Genomic DNA, 18,145 nt, shown 5'->3' on the forward strand with positions numbered 1-18,145 from the left:
CCCTTGGCCGCACGGGCCGCTTGCTGTCTGTGCGCCCGCCAGGGGGGTGATGTTGACCGCCGGGCCCGCGTCTTTCAGATCGGCAGATCCCACCCGGGGCCGTCCTCGGTGCCGAGCCACACACGCTGACCGGCGGCCGAGAGCGTGAACCCGAACTTCTCCTGGTGAGGCTCGTTGGCGGCCTGCCAGCGCTCCACGGCCCGTTCCACCCGATCCCACAGGCGAACGGGACCGCGCTGAACAACGGTCCACGCGCCGTCAGGGTGTCGCGCCGTCCGGGCCTGCGAACCGGTGGACACGTCCCAGAGGATCTGTTCCGCCCCCGCCCCCATGCGTTCGGCCGAGGGGGCCGCGAGTTGCGCGACCCAACCGCCGGTCCAGTTGTCGAGCTTCGCGGGGTCGATCCGGCTCGGACGCTCATCCCCGGGCAGCAGGGCCAGCGTCGGGCGGGGTGGCCGGTCGTGCGGCCGGGCGATCATGAAACTGGTGTAGCCGGGGAGGAACCGGCCCGTGGCCTCCCCGGGGCCGGTCACGTCGAGCAGCGCCAGGGCGTTGGCGTAGCTCCACCCGGAGAGGGTGGCCAGAATCTTCCCGCCGGGTTTCACCTGGTGCAGCCAGGGCAGAGGGATGTACCGGACCGAACAGGTGGCGATGAGCCGGTCGTACTGCCCGCCCTGCGGGTCGCCGCGCAGCCCGTCACCGATGATCAGCCGGGGCGCGAACCCGGCCGCCTTGAGCGCCGTGGCAGCAGCGCTGCCGACCACCGGGTCGTACTCGATGCTGGTCAGGTTGGCGTCCCCGAGGCGGTGCGCGCCGAGGGCGGTCGAGTACCCGGTTCCGGTACCGATCTCCAGCACCCGCTGACCGGACTCCGTGCCAAGCTGCTGCCACATCCATAGCACCAGGGACGGCAGGGTGGACGACGACGAGGGGGAGCCGGTAACGGCGTCCTCGGCCACGTCGTCGGGCCTGATCAGGCCGTCCAGTTGGGTGATCAGCGTCTCGTCGGAGTAGACGCCCTCCAGCCACCCGGGGTCGCCCTCGCGCACGGGCCGGTAGCTGGTGGGGACGCTGCCCGCCACCGGCAGGAAGTAGGACCCCGTGAACAGCTCGCGCGGAACCGTGGTGGCCGCGCTGCGCCACTCGGGTTGGGTCAGGGTGCCGTCCTCGGCAAGTCTGTCCGCCAGGGCGCTGCGAAGCTGAGCCGATGTGCTCACGTGCCGGGGCCTTTCTCCAGTTGGTCGGTAAGGGCTTGGGCGATAGCGGCGGTGGTCTGCGCCGGCTGCCACGCCCACTGGCCGTTCGGGTTGCACTCAAGGAAGTACCAGTCGCCTGCGGTCGTCACGGCGAAGTCGAACGCGCCGTAATGCAACCGGAGTTCGGCTAGATAAGCCGTGACCGGACGGGCGACCGACGCGGGTACCTCGATCGGTGTGCACGTCATCAGGTCCTGACGGCAGCGCCAGTCGAGGTCGGGGCTGTCGATCCGGACCCCGAACAGTCGGCCGCCCACGGCTGTTACCCGCACGTCGAACACCTTGTCCACCTTGGCTTGGAACATGTGGGGGCAGACGGACACGGCGTCCGTGATCTCGGCCGCGTACACCTCCCGGACCCACACGCTGTGCGGCTGATCGTCCACGCGGTAGGGGGTGTTCCACACGGGTTTGTAGACCACTCCGCCGGGCTGCTGGGCTGCGAACGTCCGCGCCTGTTGAGGGTCGTCGGTGATCACCGTGCTGGGCACCAGGAACCCGCAGCGCTGCGCGGTCGAGAGCTGCGCGGGCTTGAACTCGGCGGCCCGGTTGTTCCAGGGGTGATTCACGTAGTGTGCGCCGGGCAGTGACGCGAGGATGCCGCCTGCGCCCCACAGGGCCTGTTCTGCGGCGAACCGGCGGTCTTGGTCGCTCAACTCCGGCGGTCCCGCGTAGAGCGAGGGCCTGCGTACCCACACGGACCGAATCCGCGTGGTGTCGATCTCCCGGCTTGCCGTGCGCAGGGTGCCCCGCTGGTCGCCCGCGCGGTACGTGGCGGTCAGCGAGGCACCCGTGTGCAGGTCGGTGCCGGGGTCGAGACGGACCGAGGGAACCCGACGCTCGGCAAGGAGCCTGAGCACCACATCCGCTGTCACGTCGTAGGGGTTGGTCAGCACCAGTACCGGCCTGCTGTCACGCATCAGCCGGAACTCTGGTCCTGGTCGTACGACTCGGTGCTGTCCGCGTCGGTCGCACCACCAGGGCCGGACCCGTCGCCCGGGGTGGTCGTGGTAGGAGTCAGGCCGCTCGTGCTGGTGCCATGGTTGCCCAGTTCGACCGTCCGGCCGTGCTCGTCCACGATGACGGCGATCTGGGTTTCGGGGTCGATCACAGGCGTGTACTGCGGAACCGTTGTGGTGACCGCGTACGGCCCCATTCGCTGCGTGCCCCACGGGGCGGGCGTCTGCGTCATCTGTTCTGCGCCGCCGTTTCCTGGTGGTGCTGACACTTCATTAGCTCGGGCCAGATGGCCCAAGCTGTCAATCCCGCCCCGCCCGCTCGACCTGTCCACAGTTCTCCCTACCGGGGCGGGGGTCTCGACCCACCCGCGATGACTCGACCGTCCAATGAGGAATCACCGTGGGCGGGAGTTGAGACCGCCCCACTCAGGGACCTGGGCGACCAGCAAGGGGAGAGCTGTGCGGCCCGTGAGGATCGTCCACGAGGCTGACCAGCTTCGCGGGAGCCGGAGAGGCTGAACCAGAGGCCTCTGCGGGCGCTCTGCGGGCTCAGTCACCCGTGAGCGTCCGCGAGGTGGCGACTCATCCTGACGTTGCAGTCACTCTGCTTGCTTCCGTCGCCGTTCGCCCGTGCCCGGTCGCGCTCCAAGGCGACGTTGTCGCAGTGCGCGCATCCCGGTACCGGCTGCAGGTCACCCTCCAACCTCACCGGGAGGTCTACGGGGTTCTCCTGAGTAGTCTGCGTCCTGGGCGCCATGGTCACCGTCCCGCTTGTTCCGTCACGTCCGCTACTGCGTGTTGGCCAAGACAAGCGTGGTGAGGGTGCGCACACCACAGCAGAAAAGCCGCAACCCTGCCGCACCATGGCCGCACTGGCTACGCTGACCAGGGAAGACGCTTTCCCGAGAGGAGACCGGCCACGATGACCAGCAGGCGGCGGAGGTTGGCGGAGCGCCGGAAAGCGTGCGGGTTCAATCAGGAGGAATTCGCGGAAGCGGTCGGCGCTGATCGCTCAACGGTCCAACGCTGGGAGAACGGCAAGAACGACCCCCAACCCTGGCAGCGTCCGAAGATCGCAAAGGCGTTGTCGATCACATCGAGGGAACTGGACGCGCTCCTGATTCCCGACGCCTATGCCCCGCCGCAGTCACGTTCCGGTTGGCTCACTGCCGCACCCACCGATAGTTACGACGAGGTCGACGCGCTCGAATTGGCCCGGCGGGTTTCCGCTAGCGACGTGGGGAAGGAGACATTGAATCGCCTCGAAGTTGCGTTCGATGAACTGGCCATGAAATACCCCGTGTGTCCACCGCAAGACTTGCTCGAAAGAGTACGCAAGCATTCCGCTTATGTAACTCACCTCTTGGATGCCCGCATGACACTTGCGGAACAGCGCCGCCTTTATGTGGTCGGAGGCTGGTTCCAACTTTTCGGGGCCACGTTGCATATCGACCTGAACCAAGAGCACGCCGCGACGGCCCGGTTGCAGACGGCGGCCACTCTCGCTCAGCACGCAGAGCATCGCGAAATTGAGGCGTGGTGTTACGAGACGGACGCTTGGCGAGTGCTCACGGATGGCGACTACGCCCGCGCGCTGGAACTCTCGCTGATCGCACAGGAATTGGCACCGGCCGGAAGCTCGGCTGCAATCCAGGCGGCAGCGCAAGAGGGACGGGCGAGAGCGCGACTCGGAGAGGGGCCCGAAACGTACGCGGCCATAGACCGAGTTCAGCGAATGTCGTCTGCGATGTCCCCGCGCAAGGGCACTGAACATCACTACCAATACGACCCCGGTAAAGCATTGGCCTATACGGCAACGACCCTCGCGTGGATTGGAGATTCCGCGGCGGAGGACTACGCCCGCCAGGTAATCGCCAGACTGGCACCCGTAGACGACGTCGAGAAATGGCCACGTCGTTTGGCTTCTGCGAATATTGACTTGGCGCTGGCTTTGCTTGGCGGTGACCGACTGGACGAGGCGTGCAATGCAGCACAGCGAGCCATACTTTCCGGCCGTATCGTTCCGTCGAATCACTGGCGCGCACTTGAAGTCGTTAGGGTCGTGGAGCGGCGACAGCTTCCGGAAGCGTCCGATCTGCGGGAGGCATATCAGGGGTTAAAGGCCCTTCCGCGGGCGACGGAGTGAACCGCGTACACCCGAGAACGCGGGCACCCCGTTATCCCGTCACCTGGCACGGGTGACGGGTACAGGGGGCCAACTCCCGAATCCAACGTGATAGTTGAGTGCGTACTACCCCGCGATCGTCGCAGCCCCACTCTTCACGGTGCCTCGCTCGACGGTCACGATCAGTCCGCGCTCGGAGGTCCCGCTCTGCCAGGTCGATCCGGTATCGGTCAGTTCCTGGTCGAACTCGGCACCGAGTTCGACAGCCTTTCGGTCAGCATGCGACACCATGCCTTCCCACAGCTTCGCGTCATACCAGCACTGTTCGGGAATGGTCTGCACCTCACCCAAAGCCGTCTGCGCGCGCTGCACCCCGGTCAGTACGTGCCCACGCCTGAGGCGGGCTGCCCGGTATTCGGCGTATGCCGCGACCGGACCGAGGGATTCTTGCGTTCTCGATTCCCCATGCCCCCGGTAGGGACCAGAGGGGTCCCGGAACCACTCTTGACCAGCACCGACGTTCTCATGGCAACACTCCAGAACCACTGGTTCCGTGTGGGGGGAGGTCCGGGGAACAACGAACGTTGCATCCTGGGTTGATCCGGCCCGCCGCCCGTACCGTTCCGGGCCACGTCACCGTTCCCGCGGCGCGTTACCGCACCGGGCCGCCCAGTCCCTGCGGGTCCGCCAGCGAGGCCACGTCCGTCAGGAGGGGGTCGCACAGGGCGGCGGCCGCGAGGCGTTCCAGTGCCCGGCGGCGCACCGTGAGCGCGGGCACCCGGTCGGCCGGCGCGCTCGCGGTCAGGCGGTCGAACAGGGACCGGAGCCTGCGCACGGTCTGCACATTGCCCGAGCCGTAGTCGAGGGTCTCGTCCAGGGCGACGGCGACCAGGTCCTCCCACCTCGGGGCCGGGCGCGTCAGGCGCACCACGCCGTCGCCGTCGGTGACCCGGACCGTGCCGAGGGGCTGGTCGGCGAGGCTCGTGAGCACGTCCTCGATCTGGTCGAGCGCCTGTACCGCGGTGGTGGGGTCGTTGATGGCCGGGGACAGGGCCCGGATCGCGATGTCGGCGAGGAGCCGCAGGCCGTACGCGGGGTCGTCCTCGATGGTACGGCCCGCCCCGAGGCGTACACCGGCGGCGATGCGGGCGGCCGTACGCGCGGGGAGCCCGCGCGGCGGGGAGCACCCGGTGCGGACCCGGGCGATCACCGCGCCGGACCGCACGAAGTCGCCCACCGCGCAGGCCATGTCGATCCGCAGGTCATGGCGCCGGGCCAGCCGGACGAGGCGCTTCTCGTGGAACGCGGCGACGGTGGCGGGCGGACCCTCGTGCCGTACCTCCGCCGGCCCGGGTACGGGCCGGGTGCGCTCCCGGCGACCGGTGAGATCCCGTGTCGTGGCGCGGAGCCGGTCGCCCACGGCCCGGGCGAGCCCGCCGGCGGTCACCGCGTGGCGCAGGGAGGCGAACATCCTGAGCACGGCGACGGTGTCGAGGAGGACGAGGCCGATCGCGAAGGTCACGCTGAACCGGGGCACGGCCTCACCCTGCACCTGGCTCAGCCCCACCAGGGCGTAGACGGCCGTGCCGACCAGGAGCCCGAAGACGACCAGGTAGCGGGGGAAGTGGCCGAGCGCGCCGACGAGGCGGGGCGACATCCCGAGCACGGTCTGGACGACCAGGGTGATCGCGGTGACCACGAAGCCCGCCAGTGTGATCATGCTGCCGGCGATCGCGGCGAGAGTCGCCTGGGCGGTCGCGGCGTCGAAGCTGAGCCCCTGGGCGGGCAGATGCCGTTCCCAGAGCGGGAGGACCCACCCCAGCAGGGCGCCGGCCGCGACCAGGAGCAGGGCGGCCGCCTGGCTGCGGGCGCCGTGGGCGTGCGCGCTGCTCCTGACGGGGCGCGGCGGGCGCGCCGGCGCGTTGTCGTCTGTCCCGGCAGGTCCGCGAGCGTGCGCGAGGTCGTCGTCCCCGACCCGTGCGGCGGACGGATCGCGGTGGGGTTCGGCGGACGGCTCGCGCGCCGGTTCGGATTCCGGTCCGCGGCCTGGTCCTCGGTCCGGTTCGGGGGACGGTTCGCGCGCCGGTTCGCGGGTCACGGCGGCCAGCCTCCCCCGGACGGTGCCGGGGCGCCATCGGGTGCGGGCCGTCGGGGTGAGGGAAGGGGTGCGCCCCGACCGGGCGGCAGCCGCCGCGTCGAGGCGGGCGCGCCCGTCGGCGGCACCCGCCCGGTCGCAGCGGGCACGGGCGATGGCGGCAGCCGCCGGGGCGGGGCGCACGCGGGGCGGCGCGTCGCGGCCGGGACGCCGGCGCGACCAGGTATGAGACCTGCATGTCCCAACCCGGCACCCTCGTCCTGATCATGGCCGCCGCCGTGCTCGCGCCCCTGCTCGCCGACCTGGCGGGCCGTCGGATGCGCGTGCCGATGGTGGTCTTCGAGATCGCGCTCGGCGTCCTCCTCGGCCCGCAGGTCCTCGGCTGGGCGCACGGCGGCCAGGTCACCGACACCCTGGCCGACCTCGGACTCTGCATGCTGATCTTCCTCGCGGGATACGAGATCGACTTCGCGGCCGTCCGGGGCCGGACCCTCAACCGGGCGCTGATGGCCTGGCCGGTCTCCCTCGCGGCGGCCATCGGGATCGCCTTCCTCTTCGCCGACGAGCACGGCCTGTCCGGCGTGTTCGTGATCGGCACCGCGCTGACCAGCACCGCGCTGGGCACCGTGCTGCCGATTCTGCGGGACGGCGGCGACCTCGACACGCCCTTCGGCCGGACGGTCTCGGCCTTCGGAGCCGTGGGCGAGTTCGGGCCGGTGGTCGCCGTCGCCCTGCTGCTCAGCGGCCGGAAGCCCGGCGAGTCCGCCGTGCTGCTGGTCCTGTTCGCGGTCATCACGGCGGCGGCCGTCTTCTGGGCACTGCGGCCGAGGCCGCCCTGGTTCTCCCGACTGGTCGACGAAACCCTGCACAGCAGCGCCCAGTTCGCCGTCCGCTTCGTGATGCTGCTGCTCGCCTCGATGCTCGGCCTCGCCACGGTGTTCGGCCTGGACATGCTGCTGGGCGCGTTCGCCGCGGGCGTGGTGACCCGGCTGGTCCTCCAGAGCGCGGCCCCGGAGAGCGGCCGGGAGGTCATGAGCAAGGTGGAGGCCATGGGGTTCGGCTTCCTCGTCCCCCTCTTCTATGTGGTGACCGGCATCGAGTTCGACCTCGACGCCCTGCTCGCCGACGTCGGCGCGCTGCTGCTGGTCCCGGTGTTCCTGCTGCTGTTCGTCCTGGTCCGGGGCGGTGCCGTGTACGCCTTCGCGCCATCGGAGTCCGGCCGCGCCGGCCGGACGGCCCTGGCGCTGTTCTGCTCGACCTGTCTGCCCCTGGTGGTGGCGATCACGACCATCGGCACGGACCAGAAAATCCTCGGCACGGACACGGCGGCGGCCCTGGTCGGCGCGGCGATGATCTCCGTCCTGGTGCTGCCCCTCGTCGCCGCGAGGATCAGGCACGGCGGCGCGACGGGCCGCCGGGACGGGGCGTGTCCGGCGGAGGGGACGGAGGCGTGGTGAGGTCGCGACGGAGGCGTGGCGAGGTGTGGTGCGGCGCGCCCGGCGCGGCCGGGCTGGACCCGTCGGCCGTACGCCTGCTGCTGGTGGGGGCCGAGCCCATCGCACCGGCCGGTGTGGCGGGACTTCGCCCGCAGGACGCGTCCGGCGGGGGTGGACCCGGCGGCGGCCCAGCCGGCCTGTCGGAGGCGACCCTCGCGGTGACGTTCCCGCCACCAGGGGTGGTCGCCCGGCCGCTGGCCCCGGACCGTGCGGCGCTGAGCCTGGGTGAGGCCGTGGACGCGGCGCCGGGCGACGCGGCGGCCGTCGAGCTGATGGACGTCGGCTCCCCGGTCGCGGGCTGCGCGATGCGGATCACGGACGACGCGGGGGCGGATCTCGGGACCGGCGGGTCGGTCACATCCTGGTGCGCGGGCCCCAGTTGGCACGCGGCTACCACGGACTGCCGAAGGTGAGCGCCGAGTTCTTCGCCGACGGGTGGCTGCGCACCGGCGATCTGGGCTTCCTGCGGGACGGACGGCTCTGTGTGACCGGGCGGCACAAGGACGTGCTGTTCCTCAACGGGCGTACGCTCCACGCCCCGGACATGGAGGAGGTCGCCGCGGCGACCCCTGGGCTGCCGCACGGGACCTGCGCGGTGGTCGGGTCCACCGACCCGTCGACGGGAGCCGAGCGCGTCGTGGTGTTCGTTGCCTGGGCCCGGCCGCCGCGCGAGGCGGCCGAGGTCCTCGGACGGGTCGCCGCCAGGGTCCGCGAGGCGCTGCTCCACGCCTCGGGTGCGGGCGTACCGCTGGTGCGCGGCACGGTCGACGCTCCTACCGGACTGGCCTACTGGGCGGCGGCGGAGGCGGCCGGCACCCGGGCCGCGCCCCTGCGTCTGGGGACCCGTGCCGTCGACCCGGCGGCGCTCGGCTCGTTCCCCGGGACCGGGGGCGCCCGGCGGTGCCGGGGCGTTCAGCAGTGACCGGGGCCGGTGACGGGTGGCGGCGACGGGGTGGACCGGCACTACCGGCGCCTGCGCCGCCCGTGACCAGTGTTGACCGTGCTCACTCACGCGCTTAGTGTGCGCGGACGATCGGCGCCCGGGCGGGCCGGACGCCCGGCTCGCCGCCGGTCCCTCCTCTCCTCGCCCGCCCCGCACCGTGCTCCGCGCCACCCTCGCCCCTGGAGACGAAGCCGCGCATGGACACTCCCCTCGCCACCGTGTTCCTCCCGCTCGCCCTCGCCGTCATCATGTTCGGCCTCGGCCTGTCCCTCACCGTCGACGACTTCCGCCGGGTGCGACGCCATCCGCGGGCCGTCCTCGTGGCGATGGCCTGCCAGCTCCTGCTCCTGCCCGCCGTCTGCTTCGGCCTGGTCGTCGCCTTCGGCCTCCCGCCCCTGCTCGCGGTCGGCATGATGCTGCTGGCCGCCTCACCTGGCGGGACGACGGCGAACCTCTTCAGCCATCTCTTCGGCGGCGACGTGGCGCTCAACGTCACTCTCACGGCGGTGAACGCGGTACTGGCCGTCGTGACCCTGCCGGTCGTCACCAATCTCGCCCTGGGGTACTTCGAGCCGGACATAGGACAGGACGGCCTGGGGCTGCAGTTCGGCAAGGTCCTCCAGGTGTTCGCCCTGGTCCTCGTCCCGGTGGCGATCGGGCTGGTCGTGCGCCGCCGCTCGGCGGCGTTCGCGCTGCGCATGGACCGCCCGGTGCGGCTGCTGTCGGTCGTCGTCCTCGTCGCCGTCATCGTCGGCGCGCTCGTCGCCGAGCGGGGCAACATCGCCGGCTACCTGGTGGACGCGGGACCGGCGGCGCTGGTCTTCTGCGTGCTCAGCCTCACCACGGGGTACGCCGTGCCGCGGCTGGTGCGGCTCGGCAAGCGGCAGTCGGTCGCTTGCTCCATGGAGATCGGCGTGCACAACAGCGCCGTGGCCATGACTCTGGCGATCAGCGTCCTCGGCAGCGTCGGCCTGGCTGTTCCGGCCGCCGTCTACGGGGTGCTCATGTACCCCGTGGCGGCTCTCGCGGGGCTGCTGATGACCCGGGGTTCCCGGCCCGCGGAGGATCCGGCGCCGGCCGTCTGAGCACCACGGGCCGGGGCCCCGGCCGGGGGCCCCGCGGGCGGCGGCCCGGCCCCCGGCGTACATGCGCGGGGGCCTCGACGCTTCCTCGGCCGCGCCGCGCGACGATCACGGGCCACCGCTCACCACCGGCCCCTGCCCCGGCCCCGGCTCCGTCTGCGCCCCCCGCCCCGCTTCCGGGGACCGGCGCTGCCGCAGCACCGCGGCGGCCATCGTGACCAGGACGCCGGCGACCGCCCACGCCGAGAGCACCAGCAGGGCCGAGGTCATGTTGTTGCCGTCGAAGTAGGAGATCGAACGGGCCGCCCAGGTGCCCGCGCCCGGTGGCAGGGCGGGGCCGATCGCCTCCCAGAAGGGCGGCAGCATCGGCGCCGGGAAGGCACCGCCCGCGCTCGGGTTGCCCGCGATCACGATGATCAGGATCGCCAGGCCGATACCCACGATGCCGAAGAGCCCCTGGAGGGCGAGCGTTGCGGCACCGACCGCGAAGATGATCAGCGCGCCCAGGCCCCACAGCGCCCACACCCCGCCCGGCAGGGCGCCCAGGACCGGCCCGACGATGACCGCGCCGCCGAGTCCGCCGACGAGCGAGACCAGGGCCATCGTGCCCAGCCGGGTCGCCGCGCGGACCGGGTTGGCCGGGCGGGCCCCCGCGCTGACCGCCAGGATCGACGCGCACAGATAGGCGCCGACACACCAGCCGATGACCAGGTAGAACGAGGACAGGCTGTTGAAGTCGCCGCTGGATACGGGGGTCACATCGACCGTGCGGGCGGTACGGCCCTGGGCCTTCTCCACGTCCGCGACGAGTGTGCCGAGCGCCAGGGAGAGGGCCCGGCCGCCGCCGGACGCGACGAGCAGGGTGTCCCTGGTGCCGGCCGGGTCCACCACGAGCGCGCCGTCGATGTCCCGGTTCATGAGCTGTTCCCGGGCCGTCCGCTCGTCGGGGAGGGCGCGGGCGTCCAGCGGCGTGCCGGGCAGCTCGTTCAGCCGGGTCACCGTCTGCCCGGCGGCGGCTCCCGGTGCCACGACACCGAAGGGCACGTCCTTGAGCCGGGGTTCGTGCAGGGCGCCGACATAGGAGGCGACGAACAGCAGTTGCAGGACGATCACTCCGATGACCAGCAGGGTGGCCCGGGGGGTGACCGCGTCCTTCACCTCGGACAGGGTGCTCTGTTTCATGGTGTCCACGGTCGTGGAGGCCGGGTGCGCGCGCTGGCCCGGGGCACCCGAACGGCTGGCGCGGGAGGCGCTCCTCGCCGCCGCGCCCGCGATGTCGGGCCGGAACGCCGAGCCGTCCCTGGCCGGTCCCGGCCGGGCGGCCGGTCAGGAGGTTCGCGTGCCCCGCCCGGCGTCGATCTCGGCGACGAGTGCCTCGACCAGGCCCCTGATCTCGTCGCGGATGGGGCGGACGGCCTCGACGCCCTGCCCGGCCGGGTCGTCGAGGCTCCAGTCGAGGTAGGTCCTGCCGGGGAAGTACGGGCAGGCGTCCCCGCAGCCCATGGTGATGATGTAGTCCGACGCCCGGGCCGCCTCGGGGGTGAGGACCTTGGGCTGCTGACCGGAGATGTCGATGCCCACCTCGGCCATGGCGGCGACGGCGGAGGGGTTGATCCGGTCGCCCGGGAGGGAGCCGGCGGAGCGGACCTCGACGCGGTCACCGGCCAGGTGCCGGAGGAAGCCCGCGGCCATCTGGGAGCGGCCGGCGTTGTGGACGCAGACGAAGAGCACGGAGGCGAGCGGAGCGGTCATCTGTTCTTCCTCAGGGGGCAGGGTCGCGGGGGTTCGGGAGGTTCGGGAGGTTCGGGAGTCCCGCCTCGGTAGCATCAGCGGAAGCTGATGTGACAGTATCAGCCCATGATGACGTCAGTCGACACTGATCTGATGCGGGTGCTGAGCGATCCCCTCCGGCTCCGGATCGTGACCCTGCTCGCCCGCGAGACGCTGTGCACCACCCACCTGGTGGAGGAGACCGGCGCCCGGCAGACCAATCTCTCCAACCACCTGAGAGTCCTGCGCGAGGCCGGGGTCGTGGACACCGAACCCTGCGGCCGGTTCACCTACTACCGGCTCGCCCCCGAGGTCATCGAGACGCTCGCCGGCCAGTTCACCGCCCTCGCCGCCACCGCCCGTGCCAACGCCGGCTCCAGGAGGCCCTGTTGACACCCACCGAAGCGCCCGCACCGGCCGGGGACGCCCCGGTCGCCGCGCGGCTGTCGACGCTGGACCGCTTCCTCGCCGTCTGGATCCTGATCGCCATGGCCCTGGGCCTCGGGGTGGGTCGCCTGGTCCCCGGACTGGACGACGCCCTGGCGGAGGTCGAGATCGGAGGGATCTCCCTGCCGATCGCCGCGGGTCTGCTGATCATGATGTATCCGGTCCTGGCGAAGGTCCGTTACGACCGGCTCGACGCCGTCACCGGTGACCGGAAGCTGCTGGTCGCCTCACTGGTCGTCAACTGGGTCCTCGGCCCGGCGGTGATGTTCGCGCTGGCGTGGGTCTTCCTGCCGGACCTGCCCGAGTACCGCACGGGCCTGATCGTCGTCGGCCTCGCCCGCTGCATCGCCATGGTCATCATCTGGAACGACCTGGCCTGCGGCGACCGCGAGGCCGCCGCCGTCCTGGTCGCCCTCAACAGCGTCTTCCAGGTGCTCGCGTTCGGTCTGCTGGGCTGGTTCTACCTCGACCTCCTGCCCGGTCTGCTCGGCCTGGGCGAGGGCGAGGGCCTGGACATCTCCGCGTGGGAGATCGCACTGAACGTCGTCGTCTTCCTCGGCGTCCCGCTGCTGGCCGGGTTCCTCACCCGCCGCGTCGGCGTGCGGAGACTCGGCCGCGAGACCTACGAGTCCGCGTTCCTGCCGCGGATCGGCCCCTGGGCCCTGTACGGACTGCTGTTCACGATCGTCGTCCTCTTCGCCCTCCAGGGCCGGACCATCACCTCGCAGCCACTGGACGTCGCCCGGATCGCGCTGCCGCTGCTGGTGTACTTCGCGGTGATGTGGTTCGGCACCTTCGTGCTCGGCAAGGCCATCGGCCTGAACTACGGGCGCACCACGACCCTCGCGTTCACGGCCGCGGGCAACAACTTCGAACTCGCCATCGCCGTCGCCATCGCCACCTTCGGCGTCACCTCGGGCCAGGCCCTCGCCGGCGTCGTGGGCCCGCTGATCGAGGTCCCGGTGCTGGTCGCGCTGGTGTACGTCTCGCTGGCCTGGCGCAGAAAGTTCGCCCCGGACCGCCGGTAGACCCCGCGACCACCCGGGGCGGCGGGGGACGGTCACACCACGGTGCTGCTGCGGCGCTCGACGAGGGTCACGTCCCGCCACACACCGTGGTGCCGGCCGATCCGCTCGCGGGTTCCGATCACCCGGAACCCTGCCCGCGCGTGGACGGCGAGGCTGGCGGTGTTCTCGGGGAAGATCCCGGCCTGGATCGTCCAGATCCCCGCCGCTTCCGTCGAGCCGACCAGCGCCTTCAGGAGCAAGGCGGCGACACCCCGGCCGCGGGCGCCGGGGTGGACGTAGACGGAGTGCTCGACGACGCCCGTGTACGCACACCGGTCGGACACCTTCGACGCGGCGACCCAGCCCAGCACGCGGCCGGTCCCGTCCAGTGCGACGAACCGGTGACCGGGCAGCCTCGACGCGTCGAACTGCTCCCAGGCCGGCGCCGCGGTCTCGAAGGTGGCGTTCCCCTCGTCGATCCCGGCCCGGTAGATCGCGATGACCTCGTCGGCGTGCGCGGCCGTGAGCGGCACCACCCCGACCTCGGGAGCCTTCATGCGACGGCGGCCCTGGTCAGCAGCGCCCCCATGGCGGCCAGCACGGCGGGCTCGACGCGGTAGTACACCCACGTTCCACGCCGCTCGGAGGACAGCAGGCCCGCCTCCTTCAGCTTCTTCAGGTGGTGGGAGACGGTCGGCTGGGAGACACCGACGTCGGAGATGTCGCAGACGCACGCCTCTCCGCCCTCGTGCGAGGCCACGGCCGAGAACAGCCGCAGGCGCACCGGGTCGCCGAGCGCCTTGAACATCACGGCGGTCCGCTCGGCCTCCTCCGCGGTCAGCGGCCGCTCGGTGAGCGGCGGGCAGCACGGCTCGACGGCGGGCTGGAGGAGCGGCAGCGCCTTGGTATTCGACATATGTCTATGTTGACACACGCCGAAGCAGTATTTCGATTTCCGTCTATGTTGACACTCATCTAAGCAGATGCCAGGCTGAGAGCAAGGGATCGACGAACATCGAAACAGCAAAGGATCGTCATGAACGCGAGCGCCACCCGTACCCCCCACGCCGCAGCCACTCCCACCGAGCGCCTGCCCGTCGTAGTCGTCGGAGCCGGCCCGGTCGGCCTGGCCGCCGCCGCCCATCTGGTCGACCGCGGCATCGAGCCGCTGGTCCTGGAGGCCGGCGCACGGGCGGGTGCGGCGGTGCGCGAGTGGGCGCACGTACGGCTCTTCTCCACCTGGGGCGAGGTCACCGACCCGGCCGCCGAGAAGCTCCTCGCCCCCACGGGCTGGGTCAGGCCCGACGCGCGCACCTACCCGACCGGCGGCGACTGGGCCGAGCGCTACCTCCAGCCGCTCGCCGACGCCCTGGGGGACGCGGTCCGCCTCAACACCCGGGTCACCGGCGTCTCCCGCACCGGGCGGGACCGGCTCGTCGACGCCGACCGCGACGCCCAGCCGTTCACCGTCCACGTCACCCACGGCGACGGAAGCGAGGAGCGGATCCTGGCCCGCGCCGTCATCGACGCCTCCGGCACGTGGGCCGTCCCGGGCCCGGCCGGGGGCGACGGCCTCCCCGCTCCCGGCGAGCGCGCGGCGGCGGAGCGGATCTCCTACCGGGTCCCCGACCTCGACGACCCCGCCGTGCGGGCCCGATACGCCGGCAGGCGCATCGCCGTGATCGGCTCCGGCGCCTCCGCCTTCACCGCCCTCGCCGGACTCGCGCGCCTGGCCGAGTCCGCGAACGGCACCGGCACGCACGCCACCTGGATCCTGCGCCGGGGCATCTCCAGCTCCACCTTCGGCGGCGGCACCGCCGACCGGCTCCCCGCCCGCGGCGCGCTCGGCCTCGCCGCCAAGGCCGCCGTCGACCAGGGCCACGCGGATGCCGTCACCGGCTTCCGCACCGGCGCCGTCGAACGCGGGATGGACGGCCGCCTCGTCCTGGTCGCGGAGGACGGCCGGCGTCTCGACGCGGTCGACGAGGTCATCGTCCTCACCGGCTTCCGCCCGGACCTGACCTTCCTCGGCGAGCTCCGCCTCGGCACCGACGAGCGCCTCCAGGCGCCGGTGGCGCTCGCCCCGCTGATCGACCCGAACCAGCACTCCTGCGGGACCGTCCGCCCGCACGGCGCCAAGGAGCTGTCCCACCCGGAACGGGGCCTCTACCTGGTCGGGATGAAGTCCTACGGCCGCGCCCCGACCTTCCTCGCGCTGACCGGCTACGAGCAGGTGCGCTCCGTCGCCGCCGCCATCGCCGGCGACCACGAGTCCGCCGGGCGCGTCGAACTCGCTCTCCCGGAGACCGGGGTGTGCGGCGGCACCGGTCTCTTCGACGAACCCGCCGCCACCGACGATGCCGCGACGGACGACGGCGGGTGCTGCGCGCCCGCCCCCGCCCCCGGAGTGATCCAGCTCGGCACCGGCACCCCGGCGCCGGCCTGCGGCGCATGACCGGGCCACTCCGAACCGGGACCTCCATCCCGTGATTCACTATTTCCTGAATTCAGGATGACGTGTACTGTCGCGGATATGCCCTCTCCCGCCACCGGCATCGATATCGACATCGACATCGACGCACTGTCGCGGTTCGGCCGCGCACTGGCCGACCCGATCCGCTGCCGGATTCTCCTGACCCTCCGTCAGGCACCGTCCCACCCGGCCGATCTGGCCGACCGTCTGGACATCTCCCGTACCCGGCTCTCGAACCACCTCGCCTGTCTGCGCGACTGCGGCCTGGTCGTCGCCGTCCCCGAGGGCCGCCGGGTGCGGTACGAACTGGCGGACGCCAGGCTGGGGCGCGCCCTGAACGATCTGCGCGGCACGGTCCTCGCCGTCGCCGACGACCGCACCTGCCCCGACGCGGACGCCAAGGACTGCTGCTGATGACCACACCACCCACCCTCGGCCCCGCGTACGACCGGCGGGCGCGGCTCACCCGGCGGATACGGCTCCTGGTCACGGCGACCCTCGTCTACAACGTGATCGAGGCGGTCGTCGCGATCACCGCCGGGACACTGGCCTCCTCCACCGCCCTGATCGGCTTCGGCCTCGACTCCGTCATCGAGGTCTCCTCCGCCACCGCCGTCGCCTGGCAGTTCTCGGCCCCCGACCACGCCGTACGCCAGGCGCGGGAGAAGACGGCGCTGCGCGTCATCGCCGTCTCCTTCTTCGCCCTCGCCGCCTATGTCACCGTCGACTCCGTGCGTGCGCTGACCGGCGCGGGCGAGGCACAGCACTCCACCCCGGGCATCGTGCTCGCCGCGCTCTCCCTCGCGGTGATGCCGTTCCTGTCGGCGGCCCAGCGGCGGGCCGGCCGGGAACTGGGCTCCGCCTCCGCGGTCGCGGACTCCCGGCAGACCCTGCTCTGCACCTACCTGTCCGCCGTCCTCCTTGTCGGCCTGCTCCTCAACTCCCTGCTCGGCTGGTCCTGGGCCGACCCGTTCGCCGCCCTGGTGATCGCCGCGATCGCGGTCAAGGAGGGCCGGGACGCCTGGCGCGGGAAGAACTGCTGCGCGATCCCCGTCCCGGAGGCCGGGGCCGGGGAGGTCAGCGAGGTCGCGGAGGGCGCCACCGGGGGCTGCGGCTGCGGACCCGGCAGTACCTGCTGCGCCCCGGCGGGGGCGGGTCAGGGGCGGTGGACGGGACCGGCGTGACGCTTCGGTCAGCGCGGGCGGCGGCGTGCCTTGCGGCGGATACGGACGGGGATGAGGATCCAGCAGACGCAGAACCAGAACATGACCGTCCCGACGATCACCCCGGCGATCGCACCGTGCAGGACCACGTCGAGGATGAGGAGCAGGGTGCAGCCGATGGTGAGCGCGAGCATGACCATCCCGCAGGCCATGAAGCGCCCCGCCGCCCGCACCACCTCGTGCTTCATCCGCAGCCCGGAGAGGAAACGGTGGATGGCCACGGGGGCTATCAGGGCCGCGGTCGACGACGCGCCGAGGGCGACCGTCAGTACGTAGAGACCGCGGTTCCAGTCGCTCAACTCCCGGAAGAGCGGGGTGAAGGCGACGCTGAGGAGAAAGCCGAAGAGGATCTGCACGCCGGTCTGCGCGACCCGGGTCTCCTGCAGGATCTCGTTCCAGCGGCGGTTCACCCGCTCCCGCGGGCACTCCTCGCTGCTTCCTGGGCGACTGGTGTCCCGGTCGCTGTTCGAGCGCGCGGTGTCCCGACCGCCGTCGTTTCTCTCCTCGGCGGGCGTCTCGTCTGCGGGCACTGCGGTCACGGTCATGTTCGGCCTCCTTGGTGAACCCCGCTTACCCGCTGCGCCGGAACCGATGCCCCGGGCGCACCCTGTCCGAGCGGCGCCGTCCTTCCCCGTCTGCGAGGCCCATCCGCCAGAAGTTGTGCGCCCGACCGGGCCGGCGGAGCCGCCGCCCGGCGGAACCCGCGGAGGAATGCCAGCATGGTGGACGTGGAGTCCCGCGCAGTCGTCGTGATCGACATGATCAACACCTATGACCATCCGGACGCCGACCTCCTGCGCCCGTCCGCGGCCGAGGCCGTGCCCGCGATCGCCAGGCTGATCCGCCGGGCGCGCGAGCGGGACGTGCCGGTCGTGTACGTCAACGACAACTTCGGCGAATGGCGCTCGCACCACGGGGAGCTGGTGGACACCGCGCTGGCAGGCCCGCACGCCGGCCTCGTCGAGCCGGTGCGCCCCGACGACCGCTCGCTCTTCGTCCTCAAGGCCCGTCATTCGATCTTCTACGAGACACCTCTCGGCTATCTGCTGAGCCGGCTGGGCATCGGGCACATCGTGCTGTGCGGCCAGGTGACCGAGCAGTGCGTGCTGTACTCGGCGCTGGACGCACACATCCGCCACCTGGACGTGACGGTCCCGCACGACGCCGTCGCCCACATCCACAAGGACCTGGCGGACGCCGCGCTGCAGATGATGGAACGGAACATGGGGGCGACGGTCTGCTCGACGGACACCATCCGCTTCTGAGACC

The 18,145-nt window shown here is 71.8% G+C and carries 19 protein-coding genes and 1 pseudogene; 10 read left to right on the top strand and 10 right to left on the bottom strand.

Going from position 1 to position 18,145, the window contains the following annotated elements:
• Window positions 1-74 precede the first annotated feature (74 nt).
• From tgmC to tgmA, 3 genes are read right to left on the bottom strand one after another with little or no spacing between them, the layout of a single operon-like run.
• A complete protein-coding gene (tgmC, locus tag C593_RS0115320) occupies window positions 75-1,217 on the bottom strand; it encodes an ATP-grasp peptide maturase system methyltransferase (protein WP_018848180.1) in 1,143 nt (380 codons plus the stop codon).
• The gene (gene tgmB / locus C593_RS0115325) at window positions 1,214-2,176 is read right to left on the bottom strand and encodes an ATP-grasp ribosomal peptide maturase (protein ID WP_018848181.1); all 963 of its coding nucleotides are present in this window, start codon (window positions 2,174-2,176) and stop codon (window positions 1,214-1,216) included. The genes tgmC and tgmB overlap by 4 nt, the downstream gene beginning before the upstream one ends.
• Window positions 2,176-2,448, bottom strand: a complete 273-nt coding sequence (gene tgmA / locus C593_RS0115330; protein ID WP_018848182.1) for a putative ATP-grasp-modified RiPP — start codon at window positions 2,446-2,448, stop codon at window positions 2,176-2,178. The genes tgmB and tgmA overlap by 1 nt, the downstream gene beginning before the upstream one ends.
• 689 nt (window positions 2,449-3,137) lie before the next feature.
• Between tgmA and C593_RS31775 the strand changes: the two genes are divergently transcribed.
• Complete coding sequence (locus C593_RS31775; protein WP_078521564.1) at window positions 3,138-4,361, top strand: helix-turn-helix domain-containing protein; 1,224 nt, start codon at window positions 3,138-3,140, stop codon at window positions 4,359-4,361.
• Window positions 4,362-4,466: 105 nt separating this feature from the next.
• Here C593_RS31775 and C593_RS31035 read toward each other — a convergent pair whose 3' ends face one another.
• Both C593_RS31035 and C593_RS31040 read right to left on the bottom strand, forming a co-directional pair.
• Window positions 4,467-4,712: a hypothetical protein gene (locus tag C593_RS31035; RefSeq protein ID WP_018848184.1), complete on the bottom strand. Its 246-nt coding sequence runs from the start codon at window positions 4,710-4,712 to the stop codon at window positions 4,467-4,469.
• A gap of 280 nt (window positions 4,713-4,992) precedes the next feature.
• Window positions 4,993-6,438 carry a DUF2254 family protein gene (locus C593_RS31040; RefSeq protein ID WP_158686852.1) on the bottom strand — a complete coding sequence of 482 codons (1,446 nt, stop codon included), beginning with the start codon at window positions 6,436-6,438 and terminating at the stop codon, window positions 4,993-4,995.
• A gap of 233 nt (window positions 6,439-6,671) precedes the next feature.
• Here C593_RS31040 and C593_RS0115350 point away from each other — a divergent pair, with 233 nt between their 5' ends.
• From C593_RS0115350 to C593_RS0115365, 3 genes and pseudogenes are all read left to right on the top strand, one after another.
• Window positions 6,672-7,892 carry a cation:proton antiporter gene (locus C593_RS0115350; RefSeq protein ID WP_018848186.1) on the top strand — a complete coding sequence of 407 codons (1,221 nt, stop codon included), beginning with the start codon at window positions 6,672-6,674 and terminating at the stop codon, window positions 7,890-7,892.
• Between the two features lie 47 nt (window positions 7,893-7,939).
• A pseudogene (locus C593_RS31780) lies at window positions 7,940-8,658 on the top strand (AMP-binding protein); the annotation flags it as partial.
• Between the two features lie 413 nt (window positions 8,659-9,071).
• The gene (locus C593_RS0115365; RefSeq protein WP_018848187.1) at window positions 9,072-9,959 is read left to right on the top strand and encodes a bile acid:sodium symporter family protein; all 888 of its coding nucleotides are present in this window, start codon (window positions 9,072-9,074) and stop codon (window positions 9,957-9,959) included.
• A gap of 105 nt (window positions 9,960-10,064) precedes the next feature.
• On the opposite strand, the gene C593_RS0115370 is transcribed toward C593_RS0115365, so the two are convergent.
• Window positions 10,065-11,138 (bottom strand): membrane protein, encoded by a 1,074-nt coding sequence (locus tag C593_RS0115370; protein ID WP_018848188.1) that lies wholly within the window; start codon window positions 11,136-11,138, stop codon window positions 10,065-10,067.
• A gap of 144 nt (window positions 11,139-11,282) precedes the next feature.
• Window positions 11,283-11,708, bottom strand: coding sequence for an arsenate reductase ArsC (locus tag C593_RS0115375; RefSeq protein ID WP_018848189.1), 426 nt, complete (start codon window positions 11,706-11,708; stop codon window positions 11,283-11,285).
• Window positions 11,709-11,813: 105 nt separating this feature from the next.
• Between C593_RS0115375 and C593_RS0115380 the strand changes: the two genes are divergently transcribed.
• Together C593_RS0115380 and arsB are read left to right on the top strand one after the other, a co-directional pair.
• Entirely contained in the window at window positions 11,814-12,119 is a 306-nt protein-coding gene (locus tag C593_RS0115380) for a metalloregulator ArsR/SmtB family transcription factor (RefSeq protein WP_026277719.1), read from the top strand.
• Window positions 12,116-13,201, top strand: coding sequence for an ACR3 family arsenite efflux transporter (arsB, locus tag C593_RS0115385; RefSeq protein ID WP_018848191.1), 1,086 nt, complete (start codon window positions 12,116-12,118; stop codon window positions 13,199-13,201). The genes C593_RS0115380 and arsB overlap by 4 nt, the downstream gene beginning before the upstream one ends.
• A 32-nt stretch (window positions 13,202-13,233) precedes the next feature.
• Here arsB and C593_RS0115390 read toward each other — a convergent pair whose 3' ends face one another.
• Entirely contained in the window at window positions 13,234-13,737 is a 504-nt protein-coding gene (locus tag C593_RS0115390) for a GNAT family N-acetyltransferase (RefSeq protein WP_018848192.1), read from the bottom strand.
• Window positions 13,734-14,096 carry a metalloregulator ArsR/SmtB family transcription factor gene (locus C593_RS0115395; RefSeq protein ID WP_018848193.1) on the bottom strand — a complete coding sequence of 121 codons (363 nt, stop codon included), beginning with the start codon at window positions 14,094-14,096 and terminating at the stop codon, window positions 13,734-13,736. The genes C593_RS0115390 and C593_RS0115395 overlap by 4 nt, the downstream gene beginning before the upstream one ends.
• A 120-nt stretch (window positions 14,097-14,216) precedes the next feature.
• Between C593_RS0115395 and C593_RS0115400 the strand changes: the two genes are divergently transcribed.
• From C593_RS0115400 to C593_RS29805, 3 genes are all read left to right on the top strand, one after another.
• Window positions 14,217-15,635, top strand: coding sequence for an NAD(P)-binding domain-containing protein (locus C593_RS0115400; RefSeq protein WP_018848194.1), 1,419 nt, complete (start codon window positions 14,217-14,219; stop codon window positions 15,633-15,635).
• Window positions 15,636-15,713: 78 nt separating this feature from the next.
• A complete protein-coding gene (locus C593_RS0115405; protein ID WP_018848195.1) occupies window positions 15,714-16,067 on the top strand; it encodes a metalloregulator ArsR/SmtB family transcription factor in 354 nt (117 codons plus the stop codon).
• The gene (locus C593_RS29805) at window positions 16,067-16,837 is read left to right on the top strand and encodes a cation efflux transmembrane domain-containing protein (RefSeq protein ID WP_018848196.1); all 771 of its coding nucleotides are present in this window, start codon (window positions 16,067-16,069) and stop codon (window positions 16,835-16,837) included. The genes C593_RS0115405 and C593_RS29805 overlap by 1 nt, the downstream gene beginning before the upstream one ends.
• Before the next feature lie 8 nt (window positions 16,838-16,845).
• Here the strand turns inward: C593_RS29805 and C593_RS0115415 are convergent, their stop codons facing one another.
• Window positions 16,846-17,421 (bottom strand): DUF6328 family protein, encoded by a 576-nt coding sequence (locus tag C593_RS0115415; protein ID WP_018848197.1) that lies wholly within the window; start codon window positions 17,419-17,421, stop codon window positions 16,846-16,848.
• Between the two features lie 174 nt (window positions 17,422-17,595).
• Between C593_RS0115415 and C593_RS0115420 the strand changes: the two genes are divergently transcribed.
• Window positions 17,596-18,141 carry a cysteine hydrolase family protein gene (locus C593_RS0115420; protein WP_018848198.1) on the top strand — a complete coding sequence of 182 codons (546 nt, stop codon included), beginning with the start codon at window positions 17,596-17,598 and terminating at the stop codon, window positions 18,139-18,141.
• Window positions 18,142-18,145: the final 4 nt, after the last annotated feature.

The organism is Streptomyces sp. CNT372, from assembly GCF_000377145.1.

Excerpts from the sequence above, each read along its gene's own strand:
- C593_RS0115370 (WP_018848188.1), bottom strand. The coding sequence starts at position 11,138 with ATGAAACAGAGCACCCTGTCCGAGGTGAAGGACGCGGTCACCCCCCGG.
- C593_RS0115390 (WP_018848192.1), bottom strand. The coding sequence starts at position 13,737 with ATGAAGGCTCCCGAGGTCGGGGTGGTGCCGCTCACGGCCGCGCACGCC.
- C593_RS29805 (WP_018848196.1), top strand. The coding sequence starts at position 16,067 with ATGACCACACCACCCACCCTCGGCCCCGCGTACGACCGGCGGGCGCGG.
- tgmA (WP_018848182.1), bottom strand. The coding sequence starts at position 2,448 with ATGACGCAGACGCCCGCCCCGTGGGGCACGCAGCGAATGGGGCCGTAC.
- C593_RS0115375 (WP_018848189.1), bottom strand. The coding sequence starts at position 11,708 with ATGACCGCTCCGCTCGCCTCCGTGCTCTTCGTCTGCGTCCACAACGCC.
- C593_RS0115420 (WP_018848198.1), top strand. The coding sequence starts at position 17,596 with ATGGTGGACGTGGAGTCCCGCGCAGTCGTCGTGATCGACATGATCAAC.
- C593_RS0115380 (WP_026277719.1), top strand. The coding sequence starts at position 11,814 with ATGATGACGTCAGTCGACACTGATCTGATGCGGGTGCTGAGCGATCCC.
- C593_RS31775 (WP_078521564.1), top strand. The coding sequence starts at position 3,138 with ATGACCAGCAGGCGGCGGAGGTTGGCGGAGCGCCGGAAAGCGTGCGGG.
- C593_RS0115415 (WP_018848197.1), bottom strand. The coding sequence starts at position 17,421 with ATGACCGTGACCGCAGTGCCCGCAGACGAGACGCCCGCCGAGGAGAGA.
- tgmB (WP_018848181.1), bottom strand. The coding sequence starts at position 2,176 with ATGCGTGACAGCAGGCCGGTACTGGTGCTGACCAACCCCTACGACGTG.
- C593_RS0115405 (WP_018848195.1), top strand. The coding sequence starts at position 15,714 with ATGCCCTCTCCCGCCACCGGCATCGATATCGACATCGACATCGACGCA.
- C593_RS0115400 (WP_018848194.1), top strand. The coding sequence starts at position 14,217 with ATGAACGCGAGCGCCACCCGTACCCCCCACGCCGCAGCCACTCCCACC.
- C593_RS0115395 (WP_018848193.1), bottom strand. The coding sequence starts at position 14,096 with ATGTCGAATACCAAGGCGCTGCCGCTCCTCCAGCCCGCCGTCGAGCCG.
- C593_RS0115365 (WP_018848187.1), top strand. The coding sequence starts at position 9,072 with ATGGACACTCCCCTCGCCACCGTGTTCCTCCCGCTCGCCCTCGCCGTC.
- C593_RS0115350 (WP_018848186.1), top strand. The coding sequence starts at position 6,672 with ATGTCCCAACCCGGCACCCTCGTCCTGATCATGGCCGCCGCCGTGCTC.